General features: G+C 46.3%; 14 protein-coding genes and 4 tRNA genes. 17 read left to right on the top strand and 1 reads right to left on the bottom strand.

The window, feature by feature from the left end:
* Positions 1-20: 20 nt before the first annotated feature.
* The 5 genes from AB5123_RS00600 (at position 21) to AB5123_RS00580 (ending at position 1,731) form a co-directional block, all read left to right on the top strand.
* The gene (locus tag AB5123_RS00600; RefSeq protein WP_117891252.1) at positions 21-1,043 is read left to right on the top strand and encodes a hypothetical protein; all 1,023 of its coding nucleotides are present in this window, start codon (positions 21-23) and stop codon (positions 1,041-1,043) included.
* Between the two features lie 272 nt (positions 1,044-1,315).
* Positions 1,316-1,391: transfer RNA gene (locus AB5123_RS00595), tRNA-Val, on the top strand.
* Between the two features lie 101 nt (positions 1,392-1,492).
* Positions 1,493-1,569 (top strand) — tRNA-Asp (locus AB5123_RS00590).
* Between the two features lie 7 nt (positions 1,570-1,576).
* Positions 1,577-1,652, top strand: a tRNA-Phe gene (locus tag AB5123_RS00585).
* Positions 1,653-1,655: 3 nt separating this feature from the next.
* Positions 1,656-1,731: transfer RNA gene (locus AB5123_RS00580), tRNA-Gly, on the top strand.
* 27 nt (positions 1,732-1,758) lie between these two features.
* Here the strand turns inward: AB5123_RS00580 and AB5123_RS00575 are convergent.
* Complete coding sequence (locus AB5123_RS00575; protein ID WP_302839091.1) at positions 1,759-2,013, bottom strand: hypothetical protein; 255 nt, start codon at positions 2,011-2,013, stop codon at positions 1,759-1,761.
* Positions 2,014-2,051: 38 nt separating this feature from the next.
* Here AB5123_RS00575 and AB5123_RS00570 point away from each other — a divergent pair, with 38 nt between their 5' ends.
* The 12 genes from AB5123_RS00570 (at position 2,052) to AB5123_RS00515 (ending at position 17,080) form a co-directional block, all read left to right on the top strand.
* Entirely contained in the window at positions 2,052-3,065 is a 1,014-nt protein-coding gene (locus tag AB5123_RS00570) for a helix-turn-helix domain-containing protein (protein ID WP_051706325.1), read from the top strand.
* 270 nt (positions 3,066-3,335) lie between these two features.
* Positions 3,336-4,004, top strand: a complete 669-nt coding sequence (locus AB5123_RS00565; RefSeq protein WP_038672965.1) for a M23 family metallopeptidase — start codon at positions 3,336-3,338, stop codon at positions 4,002-4,004.
* 235 nt (positions 4,005-4,239) lie between these two features.
* Positions 4,240-5,466: a class I SAM-dependent rRNA methyltransferase gene (locus AB5123_RS00560; RefSeq protein WP_368364442.1), complete on the top strand. Its 1,227-nt coding sequence runs from the start codon at positions 4,240-4,242 to the stop codon at positions 5,464-5,466.
* A 581-nt stretch (positions 5,467-6,047) separates the two neighbouring features.
* On the top strand, positions 6,048-8,675 hold the full coding sequence (gene ppdK / locus AB5123_RS00555) for a pyruvate, phosphate dikinase (RefSeq protein WP_117865754.1): 2,628 nt from the start codon (positions 6,048-6,050) through the stop codon (positions 8,673-8,675).
* Positions 8,676-8,926: 251 nt separating this feature from the next.
* Positions 8,927-9,106 (top strand): hypothetical protein, encoded by a 180-nt coding sequence (locus AB5123_RS00550; RefSeq protein WP_006857231.1) that lies wholly within the window; start codon positions 8,927-8,929, stop codon positions 9,104-9,106.
* A gap of 125 nt (positions 9,107-9,231) precedes the next feature.
* Positions 9,232-10,059, top strand: coding sequence for a ParA family protein (locus tag AB5123_RS00545; protein ID WP_008703456.1), 828 nt, complete (start codon positions 9,232-9,234; stop codon positions 10,057-10,059).
* Positions 10,013-10,960, top strand: coding sequence for a ParB/RepB/Spo0J family partition protein (locus AB5123_RS00540; RefSeq protein WP_215650518.1), 948 nt, complete (start codon positions 10,013-10,015; stop codon positions 10,958-10,960). Before AB5123_RS00545 ends, AB5123_RS00540 begins: the two co-directional genes overlap by 47 nt.
* A gap of 189 nt (positions 10,961-11,149) precedes the next feature.
* Positions 11,150-15,292: a SpaA isopeptide-forming pilin-related protein gene (locus AB5123_RS00535; RefSeq protein WP_347043607.1), complete on the top strand. Its 4,143-nt coding sequence runs from the start codon at positions 11,150-11,152 to the stop codon at positions 15,290-15,292.
* Between the two features lie 145 nt (positions 15,293-15,437).
* Positions 15,438-15,740 (top strand): hypothetical protein, encoded by a 303-nt coding sequence (locus tag AB5123_RS00530; RefSeq protein ID WP_008703450.1) that lies wholly within the window; start codon positions 15,438-15,440, stop codon positions 15,738-15,740.
* Positions 15,741-15,750: 10 nt separating this feature from the next.
* Positions 15,751-16,023, top strand: coding sequence for a hypothetical protein (locus AB5123_RS00525; RefSeq protein ID WP_347043606.1), 273 nt, complete (start codon positions 15,751-15,753; stop codon positions 16,021-16,023).
* A 128-nt stretch (positions 16,024-16,151) separates the two neighbouring features.
* Entirely contained in the window at positions 16,152-16,859 is a 708-nt protein-coding gene (locus AB5123_RS00520; RefSeq protein ID WP_368364441.1) for a hypothetical protein, read from the top strand.
* 14 nt (positions 16,860-16,873) lie between these two features.
* Complete coding sequence (locus AB5123_RS00515) at positions 16,874-17,080, top strand: hypothetical protein (protein ID WP_008703446.1); 207 nt, start codon at positions 16,874-16,876, stop codon at positions 17,078-17,080.
* Positions 17,081-17,856: the final 776 nt, after the last annotated feature.

Below are 17,856 nucleotides of genomic sequence, written 5' to 3'. Positions count from 1 at the left end.
AAAGGAATGTTATTTTTAGTATGAGCAGTGCTACTAAGCAGAAGTCATCAGCAGGCAAGAACGTGCTGATATTCTTTATTGTTTTTATTATTCTGGAAATGCTTATAGTTGTGGGAGTGGGACGTGTTTTCAAAAACAAGAACGTTACACCGAGCATTGCAGGCTACAGTCTGTACATAATGAATGGTGACGGCATGGGTGACAGAGTTCCTGACGGCGCACTTGTTATCACATCGAACATGACCCCTAGCACAGACAAGATAGGCGAGGCAGTTGTGTGCGAGAACGTGCCTGATATTGGAACAAGCGTGTTCTGGCTTTATGACATCACTTCAACTGACGATAACAACGGCGTTGTTTACACTGTTTATCAGGAAAAAGACCCTGCAAAGCTTTATGAGATAAGCTCAAAGAACGTTGTGGGCGTAGCTTCTACATATTATATGACAGCAGGCAAGGTGCTTACGTTCATGTCGTCAACATTCGGCATGATAGTGTGCGCTGTTGTTCCTATATTCCTGCTCGTTGTTATCGAGCTTATAATTGCTATCGCTACTCATTCTTCAGATGATGAGGAAGAGGACGATGACGAGCAAGAACCTGCAGAGAGCGTTACTCTTGACGATTTCCTGTTCGGCGGCGAGAACGAGGGCGAGCAGATCGCAAAACATCGCAAGCACGTTGACGACGAGATAGCTTCTCACCACAAGGCTGAGCCTGAGGGTGAAGAGAAGGCTGAAACGGAGGAAGTTATCGAGGAAGTAGAAGAGGTCGAGGAAACTATATTTGAAAGACCTGCGGAAAAGGAAGAGCGTGCTGAGATAGACCGTTCTTACTACGAGAGAGCTTCACAGCTTCTTGACGAGGCGGCTTCAACTGAGGATACTGTAGCCCCTGAGCCTGAGAAAAAGCCTGTGCCAAAGGCAAAACCTGCGGCAAAGCCTGCACAGCAGACAAAGACAGCGTCAGCTTCCTTGGAGGAACTTATGAAGCTTATGGAGCAGGAGCAGGAAAAGCTCAAAAAACAGCTTGATAAAAAATAATTCTTGAAAAAAATTTATCCGTCGGGCGTGTGGCTCGGCGGATTTTTTTGGGGGAAAGCCTGATGAAAAAGCCCATTTCGAGGCAAAAAATGCGGCTTTGATGTTGCAAATGCACATAAGTTTTTAAAAATATCGGACTAGCATTGTAAAATGATACAAAACATAAAAAATATCAAAAAAAGTGTTGACAAACAGAGTGGGATAGTGTATAATAGATACTGTTGTGAGGGACACAACAAAACAAAGTCCTGAAAACAACAAACCAGCTAAAAGGGAGCATAGCTCAGCTGGGAGAGCATCTGCCTTACAAGCAGAGGGTCACAGGTTCGAGCCCTGTTGTTCCCACCAATTATTTCGTGACAGGTAAAGAGATTTGCCTGTCAACGATAATAATTATTCTTCATTCTCGGAGAGCTGAACTCGAAAAGTTTGAAGTTATTTTTTTCAATGGCCGGGTAGTTCAGCTGGTTAGAACGCTAGCCTGTCACGCTAGAGGTCGTGGGTTCGAGCCCCATTCCGGTCGCCATTGTTTTGCTTCTGTAGCTCAGTCGGTAGAGCAGAGGACTGAAAATCCTCGTGTCGATGGTTCGATTCCGTCCGGAAGCACCAAATGCGGATTTAGCTCATCTGGTAGAGCGCCACCTTGCCAAGGTGGAGGTAGCGAGTTCGAGCCTCGTAATCCGCTCCAAAAAAGTCCTTACGATAAGTAAGGACTTCATATTTTTTGCGGGTTTATTTCAATTACCAGAATACTTTTCTTCCTGAAAGGAGATGGAGGTGCGATCCCTCTGACCCGCTCCAGTAACGCCTTGCTTTTTAGCAGGGCGATTTTTTGTGCTGTTTTGTGGGTGTGGATAGGGCAGTGATAAGATGAAAAAGATGTGAAAAAGTGCGTAGATAGGCGGCTTGACTGACAGTCCAGCCCGATTTTGTTGACTTTTTCAAAGCCGTGGGCTATAATGTTGACCATAGAGAGTGCGCTCCGAACAAATTGAAAGGTGATATGCTATGGAAGATAAAATTACTCTTGGAAAATTCATTCAATCAAAAAGAAAAGAACTGGGGCTTTCTCAAAAAGACCTTGCTAAGGAGCTTTATGTTACTGAGTCGGCAGTGAGCAAGTGGGAGAGAGGGGTATCATATCCTGATATAACGATGATATCGGGACTTTGCAGGGTGCTGGGCATTTCTGAGCACGAGCTTTGCACGGCGAGCGAGGACAATCAGCAGAGAGAGGCTGAGTTTATGGCGCGAAGTTATAAAAGCTTTGTTCGGGGGTACACTATCATAACTGGGATAGGCTATCTTGCGGCGATAATACCGAGCTTTATTTATAATGTGGCTCATGGTGGTATAGGTTGGTTCATGGTGCTTATCACGTCGCTGATGCTGACGTTTTCTTTCATCAATGTGCCTGTGCTTGTGAGGGAGAATAGGGCACTGTGGACGCTTGGGACTTCAACAGTTTCGCTTATGCTTCTTTACGTCGCAGGGTGCGTTTATTCACACGGGGATTGGTTTGTTATGGCGGTGCTTGGAACGCTCCTTGGGGAGGCTATCGTATTTTTGCCTTTTGTGCTGAGAAGTGAACAGCTTGAAAAGTATGTGAGAAACAGCAAGGGGCTTGTGTGCATGGCGGCGGATTCGGTACTGACTTTTGCCTGCGTTATTTATGGTACGCTGAAATACGGTGACGTGGTAGACCTTCGTGAAGGCATGGCCGCTACGGTGGCTTGTGTGGCATTGGTGTGGGCTGTGTTCCTTATTATAAGGTATCTAAAGGTGAACGGCTTTTTCAAGTGTGCACTTTGCTTTGCGGCATCTGTGGTATGGGTAGCGGCAATGACTGTGCTGAGCAATGCATGGAACGGCATGAAACTGTCTGAGATAGTTTCGGTGAAAGGTGCTGACAACAGCCGCTATGATGTTATAGTCTGCCTTTGTCTGGCAGGAGTTGCGGCGGTGCTTGCTATTGCAGGGGTTGTGTATAAGTTTGTGAGGAAAAAACCGCAGGATAGGTAAGGCTGAGAGGACAAAAGAAAGATACAAAACGGATAGGGACAATTTGGACTTTGTGGGACGTCGAGGACGCCGTCCCCTACATAAATGTGATTAGAAATAGGGAATACCGCACTTGGGTGAAAGCTTGGGTGCGGTATTTTTATTTTGCTGTGAATATTTTACCCGTATATGTCAAAAATAATGCCAGAGGACTTATGCCGCCGATAGCATAAGACTGCCGTGGGCGCAACAGTGGCTGCGGAAATCATATCGGAGAAAGGTTTTGTGTGTATGAAAAAATTCAGTATCAGAAATTCACACGCAGGCAAGGCTCTGGGAGCGAAGGGTGTTTACATTACACTTGCGGCGTGTCTGCTGGCTCTTGGCGGTGCGGGTATAGCTGCATATAACAAGGCTATGGAGGATATCACCGACAATCTGACTATTTCGAGCGTTGACAGCACTGCGCCAAAGCAGGCTGATAACAAGAAAACGGACGTTAAAAAGGACGAAAGCTCCAAGCCGGATGTGGACATTCAGACGCAGCCAAATGTTATGCCTGTGAACGGTGAGATATTAGAGCCGTTTTCTAATGGCGAGCTTGTGAAGTCGGAAACTCTCGGCTACTGGAAAACCCATGATGGTGTTGATATCAAAGCTGACCTTGGCGAGCCTGTCAAGGCGATGAACAAGGGCACTGTTACAAAGATATGGGACGACCCTCTGTGGGGCAACTGCATGACTATCGATCATGGAAACGGCATTGTAGGGCATTGCTACAATCTGTCAAAGGAAATGTCCGTCAAGGAGGGCGACGAGGTGAATGCAGGGGAGGTCATAGGTGCTGTGGGCGACACTGCTCAGGCGGAAGCGGCAGAGCTTTCTCATCTGCACTTTGGCTTGAAAAAGAACGGTCAGTGGATAGACCCTATCGAGTTTATTGACCCTGCGGACAAATAAGCTTTCTTCATTTTGGCGCTTTGTAATACAAAGTGCTGATGTTATAATCCCCCATATAACGCCGCATCTGAAAATTTTCGGGTGCGGCGATACATATTTTTATTGCTGTGGGACATGGCTATCGGGACGCTGTCCTCTGCATTTTGTTATTGTTGCGTATCGTCTTGCAAAAATGGGTATGCTGTGGTATAATTATATCTGACAAATCGACAAATCTTGATTGTGAGGTATAATAATGAAAAGCAAAAGAATCTATCCTGCGTTCACTATATCGAAAAAAGGGGAAATGTCCCTGAAAAACGGTCACCCATGGGTGTATTGTGACGAACTGAGAAACGAGCCTGAGGGCTTGAAAAACGGTGAGCTTTGCGATGTTTTCTCTGAAAAAGGCTCTTATCTTGGAACTGGTTTTCTCAGCCTTAACAGCAAGATAAGGATAAGGATCTTATCTGACAACGCAAATGAAAATTTCTCGGAAAACTTTTTCCGCAGACGTATCCGCTATGCCATAGATTACAGAAAAACTGTTATGGGGGACGATTTTTCGGTTTGCAGGCTTATTTTTGGTGAGGCTGACGGCATGCCGGGGCTTACTATCGACAAGTATGGAGATATACTTGTTTCGCAGGTGCTTTCCTACGGCATGGATATGATAAAGGATATGATATTCAGGCTTCTTGTTGAAGAGCTTGAAAAGGACGGAGTTAAAGTTTCTGGCATAATGGAGCGTAACGATGTCGCTATCAGAAAGCTGGAGGGCTTGGAACAGTACAAGGGCTGGTATAGGGCTGGATTTCTCCCTGAGCCACCGTCAAATATCACTGAGATAATGGAGAATGGCATACGCTATGAGGTCGATGTTGAAAACGGTCAGAAAACTGGATTTTTCCTTGACCAGAAATATAACCGCCTTGCGGTGTCGAAGATAGCAAAGGGCAAGAAGGTCCTTGACTGCTTTACCCACACAGGTTCGTTCGCACTCAATGCGGCAATGGGCGGTGCAAGGCACGTTACGGCGGTGGACGTTTCACAGTTCGCTGTTGATACGGCCAGGGAGAATGCTGAGAGAAACGGTTTGACGGACAGAATGGATTTTCTTTGTGCAGACGTTTTCGACCTGCTCCCGAAGCTTCTTGAAGAAAAGGCTGATTATGACATGATAATCCTTGACCCGCCTGCCTTCACAAAGAGCAGAAAAACAGTGGGAAGCGCTGAGAGGGGATATAAGGAGATAAACTACAGGGCGATGAGACTTCTGCCAAGGGGCGGATATCTTGCCACTTGCTCATGTTCGCATTTTATGGAGAACAGGCTGTTTGTGAAAATGGTAATGAGTGCTGCAAAGGACGCAGGCGTTCAGCTCAAGCTTATTGAAGCAAGACAGCAAGCCCCTGACCACCCGATACTTCTCAATGTGCCTGAAACGGATTATCTGAAATTTTATCTTTTTCAGGTGGTATAGTGTTGACAAATAAGCCGTAATGTGATATAATATAGTTGTCGAAAGACCAGATATATCACAGTTTGTCTGCTGTGTTCGGACATAAGTCACAGGTATCTTGGGTATCTTGGCTTCCAGCCGACGAAATAGACTTTTCAGCCCTGTTGTTTTCAGCAGGGCTTTTTATTTGCATTTTGCTATTGACAAATGCTTGCGGATATGGTATGATATAGGTGACTTAGAAATAAGCGTGGCGCACCCCGTTCAGCGCATTATAAATGTACGGCATGTCATATATTGCCGTTTGTCTGCGGTATCGGACATAAGTAGGTATTTTCTGCAGAGGCAGCTGCTTCCACCGACAAAATAGACATTTCAGCCCTGTTGATTTCAGCAGGGCTTTTTTATGTGTTGGTATTTAAAAACTGTCATATTGCACATAAAAAGTGAGCAAATATTGTATAAGATTTTATGTATAAAAGTGAGAAAAACCTATGGTAATTTGGCTTTAAATCTGTTATAATATATATGTAACCGTGGGCGACGGGATAATTGTGTCCGCACGCTTCGGAATTCAAAAAATTTTTGGAGGTAAAAAACCAATGGCAAAGAAGTATTGTTATCTTTTCTCTGAGGGTAATGCCAACATGAGAGAGCTTCTCGGCGGTAAGGGTGCTAACCTTGCTGAGATGACAAATATCGGTCTCCCTGTTCCTCAGGGCTTTACGATCACAACGGAAGCTTGTACTCAGTATTATGAGGACAACCGTGAGATCAATCCTGAGATCATGGCAGAGATCAACGAGTACATTGTAAAGATGGAAGAGATCACAGGCAAGAAGTTCGGTGACAAGGAGAACCCACTCCTCGTTTCTGTACGTTCAGGTGCTAGAGCATCAATGCCTGGTATGATGGATACAATCCTTAACCTCGGTCTTAACGAAGAAGTTGTTGAGACTATCGCTGCTCAGTCTGGTAACCCAAGATGGGCTTGGGACTGCTACAGAAGATTCATTCAGATGTATTCTGACGTGGTTATGGAAGTTGGTAAGAAATATTTTGAAGAGCTTATCGACGAGATGAAGGCTAAGAAGGGCGTTAAGCAGGACGTTGAGCTGAACGCTGAGGATCTTAAGGAACTGGCTAACCAGTTCAAGGCTGAGTACAAGTCTAAGATCGGTTCTGACTTCCCAACTGATCCTAAGGAGCAGCTCATGGGCGCTATCAAGGCTGTATTCCGTTCATGGGATAACCCAAGAGCTAACGTATACAGAAGAGATAACGATATCCCTTATTCATGGGGTACAGCAGTAAACGTTCAGTCCATGGCATTCGGTAACATGGGTGACGACTGCGGTACAGGTGTTGCATTCACAAGAGACCCAGCTACAGGTGCTAAGGGTCTGTTCGGTGAGTTCCTTACAAACGCACAGGGCGAGGACGTTGTTGCTGGTGTTCGTACACCAATGCACATCTCTGAAATGGAGCAGAAGTTCCCAGAGGCATTCGCTGAGTTCAACAAGGTTTGTAAGACACTTGAAGATCACTACAGAGATATGCAGGATATGGAGTTCACTGTTGAGCACGGTAAGCTTTATATGCTTCAGACAAGAAATGGTAAGAGAACTGCACAGGCTGCTCTTAAGATCGCTTGTGACCTCGTTGATGAGGGCATGAGAACTGAGGAAGAGGCTGTTGCAATGATCGACCCAAGAAACCTCGATACACTTCTTCACCCACAGTTCGACGCAAAGGCACTCAAGGCTGCTACTCCTATGGGCAAGGGTCTTGGCGCTTCTCCAGGAGCTGCTTGTGGTAAGATCGTATTCACAGCTGATGACGCTGAGGCTTGGAACGAGAGAGGCGAGAAGGTCGTTCTCGTAAGACTTGAGACATCACCTGAGGATATCACAGGTATGAAGGCTTCACAGGGTATCCTTACAGTTAGAGGCGGTATGACATCACACGCTGCCGTTGTTGCTCGTGGTATGGGTACATGCTGCGTATCTGGCTGCTCAGATATCGTTATGGACGAGGCTAACAAGAAGTTCACACTCGCAGGCAAGGAGTTCCACGAGGGTGACTACATTTCTATCGACGGTTCAACAGGTAACATCTATGATGGTATCATTCCAACTGTTGACGCTACAATCGCTGGCGAGTTCGGCAGAATCATGGGCTGGGCTGACAAGTTCAGAACAATGAAGGTTAGAACAAACGCAGATACTCCTGCTGACGCTAAGAAGGCAAGAGAGCTGGGTGCTGAGGGTATCGGTCTTTGCCGTACAGAGCACATGTTCTTTGACCCTGAGAGAATCGCTGCATTCAGAGAGATGATCTGCTCAGATACAGTTGAAGAGAGAGAAGCTGCTCTTGCTAAGATCGAGCCAATGCAGCAGGCTGACTTCGAGGCTCTTTATGAGGCACTTGAGGGTAACCCTGTTACTATCAGATTCCTTGACCCACCACTTCACGAGTTCGTACCAACAGAAGAGGCTGATATCGAGGCTCTTGCTAAGGCACAGAACAAGCCTGTTGAGACTATCAAGGCTATCATCGCTTCACTTCACGAGTTCAACCCAATGATGGGTCACCGTGGCTGCCGTCTTGCAGTAACATATCCTGAGATCGCTAAGATGCAGACAAAGGCTGTTATCAAGGCTGCAATCAACGTTAAGAAGAATCACCCAGACTGGACAGTTAAGCCTGAGATCATGATTCCACTGGTAAATGATATCAAGGAGCTTAAGTATGTTAAGAAGTTCGTTGTTGAGACTGCTGACGCTGAGATCAAGGCTGCTGGCTCTGACCTTGAGTACGAGGTTGGTACAATGATCGAGATCCCAAGAGCTGCTCTTACAGCTGACGAGATCGCTAAGGAAGCTGACTTCTTCTGCTTCGGTACAAACGACCTTACACAGATGACATTCGGTTTCTCAAGAGATGACGCTGGTAAGTTCCTCAATGCTTACTATGATGCAAAGATCTACGAGAACGATCCATTTGCTAAGCTCGACCAGAACGGCGTAGGCAAGCTTATGGAAATGGCTCTTGAACTTGGTAAGCCAGTTAATCCAAAGCTCCACTGCGGTATCTGCGGTGAGCACGGCGGCGACCCAACATCTGTTGAGTTCTGCAACAAGATCGGTCTTGACTATGTATCTTGCTCACCATTCAGAGTTCCAATTGCTAGACTTGCTGCTGCTCAGGCTGCTATCGCAAATAGGTAGGAGTTCTCTTTCCTTTGAATTGCCGCTTAGTTTCGAGCAGGCAGCAGCCTATCGGAAGGCTAACGGACAGTATGTAAGGAAAAATCAGTGGAGAGATACCACTGTAAGGGTATTCATAGACCTTGATTAACAGTTAAATATGATAAGCGTATCATTAGAAATAGTGGTACGCTTATTTTTTGTCCCTTTTGCAGATTTGTCCTTTCCCCCGTTTTCAAATATAATGAAGCTAAAGAAGTGGAGGTGTGCTTATGAGAGAGAAATTTAATCATCTGTATTTGGATAGCCACGAAAGAAAACTTTTAATACATAGCCTTGTAGAGTTAAAAAATCAGCTTATTCAGCAAGGCAGATATACGGATTGTATTGACGAGCTTATTTTTAAGGTCATAAATGCACCGACCAAGAGAATGAAAATTGAATATGTCTAAGGCAAATTACAAAGCCGCTTATTCTTATTGATTTTAAGAGTAGGCGGCTTTTTTGCGTTCTCTGGTACTGTTTACATAGCCACCTTGACAAAGTGGCTAAATCTATGTGAAAGGAGGACGCATCTATGTCAAATTGCAAAGTAATTGCTCTGACTAACCAGAAAGGTGGTGTCGGAAAAACAACCACAGCGGTCAATCTGGGTGTAAGTCTGGTGCAGCAGGGTAAAAAAGTCCTGCTGATTGATGCCGATGCACAGGCAAATCTCACGATGGCTCTGGGTTATAACAGACCAGACGATATTCCCATAACGCTCTCTACTGTGATGCAGAACATCATAGACGATAAAACGCTTGATGCTTCACAGGGTATTATCCATCACAGAGAGGGCGTTGACCTGCTTCCGTCAAACATTGAGCTGTCGGGCTTTGAGGTAAGGCTAATCAATGCAATGAGCCGTGAGCGTGTACTGAAAACCTATGTCAATGAGGTTAAAAAGAATTACGATTATGTGCTTATTGATTGTATGCCGAGCTTAGGCATGATAACCATCAATGCTCTGGCGGCGGCTGACAGCGTGATTATCCCGACACAGCCCCACTATCTCTCGGCTAAAGGTTTGGAGCTTTTGCTTCGCTCCGTATCAATGGTCAAGCGGCAAATCAACCCAAAGCTGCGGATAGACGGTATCTTAATGACTATGGTAATGCCCCGTACCAACATTTCTAAGGAGATTACGGCAACGGTCAAAAGTGCATACGGTCAGAAAATCAAGGTGTTTGATACCGAGATACCTCATTCTATCCGTGCGGTGGAAGCTACCGCAGAGGGCAAAAGTATCTTTGCCTACGACAAAAGCGGCAAGGTTGCCGCAGCCTATGAGCAGTTCGGAAAGGAGGTGGCAGAGATTGGCGAGAAGCAGAGAAACCAAAATCGAGCTGACTGCATACGATGACCTTTTTCAGACGGACGAAAGCCGTGAGGAAGCAAAGCTCTCTAAGATAAGGGATATTCCCATATCGGAGATTGACGAGTTTCCAGACCACCCGTTCAAGGTTTTAATGGACGAGGATATGGAACAGCTTGTTGAGAGTATCAAGCGAAACGGTGTAATGACCCCTGCGACAGTTCGCTTAAAAGAGGACGGACGGTATGAGCTTATCAGTGGTCACAGGCGAAAAAAGGCTTGTGAACTTGCAGGACTTGAAACGCTGAAATGCGAGGTCAAAGAGCTTACCCGTGATGAAGCCATTATTGTTATGGTGGAAAGTAATCTCCAACGCTCTGTTATTTTGCCGAGTGAGAAAGCGTTTGCGTATAAAATGCGGTTGGAAGCTATGAAACGACAGGCAGGCAGACCCCCAAAAGAAAATGCGTCGCCATTGGCGACTAATTTATCAAAAGGGCGTTCTGATAAGGAATTAGGAGAACTTGTTGGAGAAAGCAAAGACCAGATACGCCGCTATATCCGTCTAACCGAGCTTGTTCCCGAAATCCTGCAAATGGTAGATGAACGGCAGATTGCTTTCCGTCCTGCGGTTGAAATTTCCTATCTGACCGAGGAACAGCAATACACCTTGCTTGAAGCAATGGAGTACAACGATGCTACCCCGTCATTGGCACAGGCTATCAAAATGAAGAAGTATAACCAATACGGCAAGCTCACTTCCGAGGTTATCCAGTCCATTATGGAGGAAGAAAAGCCCAACCAGAAGGGAAAACCTGCTTTCCGTGACGAGAGGATAACCAAGCTCATTCCCAAGACTGTTCCCAGAGGGCAGGAAACGGATTTTGTTGTCAAGGCGTTGGAGTTTTATAACCGACACTTGCAGCGGAACAAGGCTCACGAGAGATAGCCACACACCGAGGGCGAGGTCTGCCCATTTGAGTGCATAGCCATTATTTTGGCTTCCCCCTCTCCACACCTCACCCCCTAACTACTGCCAGTAACTATCCGAGAAAAGAAATACTTTAAGCTGTCCATAACGGGCAGCTTTTTTCGGTCAGTAAGGTAAAATATTCAATCCAAATTACAGGAGGTAACTATGAAAATCCCTAAATTATTCAAAAAGGCTGCGGCTTTTGTAATGGCTGCGGTCACGGCATTATCCATAATGCCTGCGACAGCGTTTGCTGCGGGTGACATCGGGACGATTTCCTTTTCCCACACCTATGACAGCAACGGTAATGCGATGAGGTACAATTCCAGTGCGAATATCGGCGGTTATACCGCAGGCGGAACGGGAAATTACAAGTACCGTATGTTTGTGGACGGTGAGAATGCGTTTTGTATTCAGCCGGGAGTACCGCTGAAAACAGGAAACACCTTGAAAAAGGCTTCCTCTGATACTTGGAACGCCCTTTCAGCCAATCAGAAAAAGGTGGTTGGGCTTGCCCTGCTCTATGGGTATCAGGGCAACCGAAATAATCTGTCGGGAAGTGATGATGAAAAATGGCTTGCCACGCAGACCCTCGTATGGGAGTTTGTCACAGGCTGCCGTGAAGCCACAGGCTCATATAACCAGACAAGCACCACCGTTTACAGCCTGCACTTCGGTTCAAATTATGCCAACAGCGGAGCAAGGGCAGTGTATGACCAGATTGTTGCAATGCTGCGTGAGCATAACACCATTCCGAGCTTTATGTCGGGCGGTAAGAATGACATCACAAAGGAGCTTGCCTACAAGGACGGAAAGTACAGCATCACATTGACGGACAGCAACGGCGTCCTTTCCGATTACAGCTTTTCAAGCTCTGACAGCAATGTGAGTGTATCGAAGTCTGGAAATAAGCTGACAATCAGCTCCACCGTAGCTATCAGCGGTTCTGTCCGCATTACGGCAAAGAGGAACAATGTGCCGACTGTCAGCAGCAGTGCAAAGCTCATTGCCTATGGCGACCCGAACTTGCAGGATTTGGTAACAGGTGTGGAGAATGCTGATACCGTGTCTGCATATATCAATATCGAAACGCCGACAGGCACGATTGCCCTCAAAAAGACTTCTGAGGACGGAGTTGTGGAGGGCATCTCTTTTACAATCAAAGGTGATAACTTCAATAAAACAGTTAAGACAGGAAAGGACGGCTCTGTCTCCGTGGAGGGATTATTCCCTGGCACTTATACGGTCACAGAACAGTCTATTGACCGTTATGAGCCGCAGAAAACCCAGACTGTCACACTTATCGGAGGAAAAACCTCTACTGTGACCTTCAGCAATACTTTGAAGCGTGGCAGTCTGGAAATCGTTAAGACTTCCGAGGACAATCTGGTGGAGGGAATGAAATTCCACCTTTATGGCACATCTTTAAGCGGCTTGCCTGTTGACGAGTATGCCGTGACTGATAAAAACGGACTAGCTAAGTTTGAAAATGTCCTTATCAGTGGCGATACCCCGTATGTGGTTGAGGAAGTGGATACCGCAGTCCGCTATGTCGTTCCTGCTTCCCAGACAGCTCCGATTGAATGGAACAAGGTCACAAAACGCAGCTTCGACAATGTGTTGAAGAAATTCCAAGTGACTGTGACAAAGACCGATGCAGAAACAGGTTCTCCGCAGGGCGACGCTTCCCTTGCAGGTGCGGTTTACGGCATCTATAAAGGTGAGGAACTGATTGACACCTACACGACTGATGAAAACGGTCAGTTTACGACCAAGTATTATATCTGTGATAATGATTGGACTGTCCGTGAAATCAGCCCGTCCGAGGGGTATCTTCTGGATACCGCAATCCACAAGGTAGGTGCAGAACCAGAACTATACACGGTAGAGCTTAACAGTACCGCAAACGATGTGAATGAACAGGTCATCAAAGGCAATATCGCACTCATCAAGCATACGGATAACGGGGAAACCCAGATTGAAACACCCGAAGAAGGTGCGGTATTTGAAGTGTTCCTCAAATCCGCAGGCAGCTATGAAAATGCAAAGGAAACCGAGCGTGATGTGCTGACATGTGACGAGAACGGTTTTGCCCAGACAAAGGATATGCCGTATGGCATTTATACCGTCCGCCAGACCTTTGGTTGGGAGGGGCGTGAACTGATGAAAGACTTTGATGTGTTTATCAGCAAGGACGGTCAGACCTACCGCTACCTTATCAACAACGCTAACTTTGAGAGCTATATCAAAATCGTAAAGAAAGATGCAGAAACAGGCAATACAATCCCGTATGCAGGTGCAGGCTTCCAGATTTACGACCCAAATGGAAATCTTGTGACTATGACTTTCACTTATCCCGAAGTGACGACCATTGACACCTTCTATACTACGGCAGACGGCGACCTAATCACACCGCAGACATTGGAATACGGCAAAGGCTATTCCCTTGTGGAAGTACAAGCCCCGTATGGGTATGTCTTAAATTCCGAGCCTGTTTATTTTGATGTGGTGCAGGAAAATTCCGAGGAAGAAAGCGGCATTACCGTTATTGAGGTAGTACGTTCCAATATGGCACAGAAAGGTACAATTACAGTAGAAAAGTCTGGCGAAGTATTCAGCTCCGTGGCAGGCGATAAGGGATTGTATCAGCCGATTTTCTCTGTCAGCGGTCTTGAGGGTGCAGTCTATGAGATTACCGCAGCCGAGGATATTGTCACTCTGGACGGAACGGTCAGAGCAAACAAGGGCGAGGTTGTGGATACCGTTACGACAGGAAAGGACGGTACAGCAAAATCCAAAGAACTGTATCTCGGAAAATATGAGGTTAAGGAAATCACAGCTCCGTATGGAATGGTGCTGAATGAGGAAGTTCGTTCTGTTGAGCTTGTGTATGCAGGACAGAATGTTGATGTAACGGAAACGGCTACTTCTTTCTATAATGAAAAACAGCGTGTTGAAATCGACCTCATCAAGAGCCTTGCCATTGATGAAGCCTACGGCATTGGCAAGAATGGAGAAATCTTTGATGTGACCTTTGGCTTGTATGCGGCGGAGGAACTCACAGCCGCAGATGGAAAGACCATTCCTGCGGACGGTCTGATTGAGGTCATTTCCCTTGATGAAAGCGGTCACGGGAAAGCTATCAGCGACCTGCCGATGGGCAGCTATTATGTGCAGGAAACCTCGACCAACTCCGCATATATTGTCAGCGATGCAAAATACCCTGTTATTTTTGAATACGCAGGACAGGATACCGAAACTGTCCGCATCATAGCCAATGAGGGCGAAGCTATCACAAATGACATTATTTACGGCTCTGTAAGCGGTAAGAAATCTGATGAGGATGGAAAAGCTCTGGGCAGTGCAGTTATCGGTATCTTTAAGACAGGAACTACCGAGTTTACAAAGGAAAATGCGATTGTAGCTACCACATCAAAAGATGATGGTAGTTTTTCTTTTGCCAAAGTACCGTATGGAACTTGGATAATCCGTGAAATCGAAAGCCCGAAGGGATATGTACTCTCCGAGGAAGAAATCGCCGTGACTATCGGCAAGGTGGACGAAGTTGTGGAAATCGAACTTGTCAACTACTTCATTAAGGGCAATATCGCTTTGACAAAGGTTGATGAGGATTATCCCGACAACAAGCTGTCTGGTGCGGTATTTGAGGTTTACTCCGATACCAATGGCGATGGGAAACTGGATAAAGACGATACGTTGCTTGGCGAAATGAAAGAACTTGACGGCGGCGTTTACCAGATGAGTGAACTCCGCTTCGGCAAATATCTGGTAAAGGAAACCAAAGCTCCGACAGGTTTTGTGCTTGACGAAAATGTGTATTCCGTATCCGTTGAGGAGAACGGCAAGACCTACACCGTGGAAAATAAGGCGGGTGTAGGATTTATCAATGCAGCACAGAAAGGCTCTCTTAAAATCGTAAAGACTTCCTCTGACGGTAAGGTGGAGGGCTTCTCTTTCCGTGTGACAGGCGTGGACTATGACCAGACCTTTAAGACAGATAAGAACGGAGAAATCGTGATTGAGGGCTTGCGGATTGGCGACTATACCGTATCCGAAGTAAGTAACAAGGCTTCCGCAGGATATATCCTGCCTGCCGATAAACAGGCAACGGTCAAGGTGGACGCTACGGCTATCGTGCAGATGCACAATGAGTTCAGGGATACCCCGAAAACAGGCGATGACTTCAATCTGGGCTTATGGGTAAGCCTTGCAGCTCTGTCTGTTGTCGGTGCGGGCGTTCTCGGATTTGTCGGCTATAAGAACAGAAAGAAGAAAAAGGAGGACTAATTGATGGACGCTAAAACCATTATCGCAATCGTGCTTGTCGTGTTCATTGTGGGTGCGGCGGTATGGCTGAATATCCGTAACAGAAAGAAAAAGTAAGTGGTCTGGGCGGCTGAAAGATGCCGCCCTTTCCTTTATGGAGGTAACAATGAAAAACCTTAAAACCATTGAAAAGAAAGTCAGGGCTGTTCTGGAAAAGAATGAAGATGCCAGAAATGACGATATGGTGCTATATCTTGCACTTTGTAATGCCTGTCTGAAGGATGCAGGGGCAATGCCGCTTGCAGAGATAATGACGCAGCACAAATATCTCGGTCTGCCGAGCTTTGAGAGCGTCAGCAGGACACGCCGCAAGCTGCAGGCACAGCATCCAGAGCTTGCAGGGAGCCGCCCTGTTCAGAAAATGAGAGCCACGGGCGAGAAAGCCTATCGGCGTTATGCCAAAGAATAGAGAGGTGCTTATGGACGAAGAAAAACGCTCCAATCAGAACTATGAAATCATCGAGAGCTGTACTATCGGGAGTACAGAGTTTGTCATCGGTCACAATCCCAACGCACCCAACCCTTATGTGTGTTGGTACTGCAAGGGCGGCTCAAATTATTTCTGGGGTTATTACACGAATGAGCTTGATGATGCACGGAAAAAGCTGAATGAACGATACCAGTCAGAGTGCCGTATGCCCTATAATCAGCCTGCACAAAAGCAGAAAAACGGTGATGACCGTGAGCGATAAATCAAAATATGACTGCACGACCTGTCCTTATCCCCGATATAAGGACGGGTTAGTTATTTTCTGCGATGTCTGTATCCGCAAGATTTTAGACGAGCAGAAGGAGAAAAAGGAAAGAAAGGAGCAGCCGAATGAGTAATGAAATAAAGACAAGACCTTTAACCCCGACAGAACAGAAATACACCTATGCCCAAAGTATGCAGCTTGAGGGGCAGACAGGCACTATCGGGCATCTGCGTGGAGACTTTGCCACAACGGGCTATGGCTTTTACACCACTTGGTTTGATACCAGACCCCAATGGAAATCTGACGAATTTAAGGCAGACCTTGATACGGTCATCAATGCTTTACGGAAGGATAAAGGGCTTTTGCATAACCGCTATGATATGAGTGCGTTTGCAAGGCATTTTCCCGAAAGTGCGATAAAGGGCAACTATTGTACTGAGTACGGTTTCCGTGTAGATACGGAGAAACACGCTTTTCTGCTTCGATGCAATCCCACCAAAGGCGACTATAATTTTTATTGCTATTGTTATGTGAAGGAATGGCTTGATAAGCATATCCAGAAAGCGGAACAAGGTATCCGCTATATTGACCCTCAATATAAAGAACTGTTCCGTATCCCAGACGGCGGAAAGGTCATTGTCAAGATCTCTTGGGGAGAGAAACGGGAGTATCCCTGCCGCTTTATTGATGAATACCATACCGAAGTCGGCAGCAATCTGTACCACATCTGCGAGTTTGCCGAGCGTATGCAGAAAAACGGGGCGACCTATGAGCCGAAACCTGCGGAACAAACGCCGCAGAAAACACCGAAGCACAAGGATTTAGAACGATAAGGAGGATTTAGAATATGGCTGTTAATCAGAAAGCCGTCAAGGTCTTGAATAAGGTCTTGGAAGCAGGCTTTACCGATGAAAAAGCGATTGCCGCTATGACTATGGACGATATTCTTTCTATGCAGGGCATCACGGTTGCGGATATTACTCTCATCAATGACCTGCAAAAGAGCATTAAATCGAACAAGGTCATTGCTTTTCTTGGCGGTGGTGCGGAGTGAGCAAACAGGAATATTTGAAACAAAAACGATAAGGAGGTGTAGGTTGAATGGCTGCGAAGTATCAGCTAATCACAGAGCTGTATCGGCGTACAGGCGTTGCGGTTGCAAAAAATCCGCAGGCGTGGCAGGGCTTTCTGTCCTCTGCCTGCCGCAACTATAAATGCCGTTTTGACGAACAGCTTTTAATATACGCCCAACGCCCCGATGCTGTCGCCGTTGCGAAGCTCGAAACTTGGAACAGGCAATTCAAGCGTTGGGTCAATAAGGACAGCAAGGGTATTGCCGTATTTGACCCGAAAGGTCGCAGGAATACGCTGAAATACTATTTTGATGTGTCCGACACCCACGAGGGCTATTATGGCAGCCGCCCTGTTCCGATATGGCAGATGGATGAGCGATACGAGCAGGCTGTTATGGAAAGGCTCTCGGACAGGTTTGGAGATGTGGAAAGCACTGACCTTGCTTCTGCCTTAATGGAAACGGCAAAGAACGCCGTGGAGGACAATCTGCAAGACTATTTTTCTCAGTTAAAGGACTGCACGAAAGACAGCTTTTTGGAAGAACTGGATGACTTTAATATAGAAGTCGTTTACAGGCGGCTGGCAGCAAACAGCGTTGCTTTTATGCTGATCAGCCGCTGCGGTCTGGATACGAATGAGTTTTTTGACCGTGATGATTTTGCGGATATTGTAAATTTCAATACCCCTGCAACGATAAACGCCATCGGCGTTGCCACGAGCGATATTGCGGAAATGGCGTTACGGGAAATCTCACAG

This window comes from Ruminococcus sp. RTP21204st1_B2_RTP21204_210225 (genome assembly GCF_040914135.1).
Taxonomy (GTDB): domain Bacteria; phylum Bacillota; class Clostridia; order Oscillospirales; family Ruminococcaceae; genus Hominimerdicola; species Hominimerdicola aceti.
This window is presented reverse-complemented; position numbering and strand designations above follow the sequence as displayed.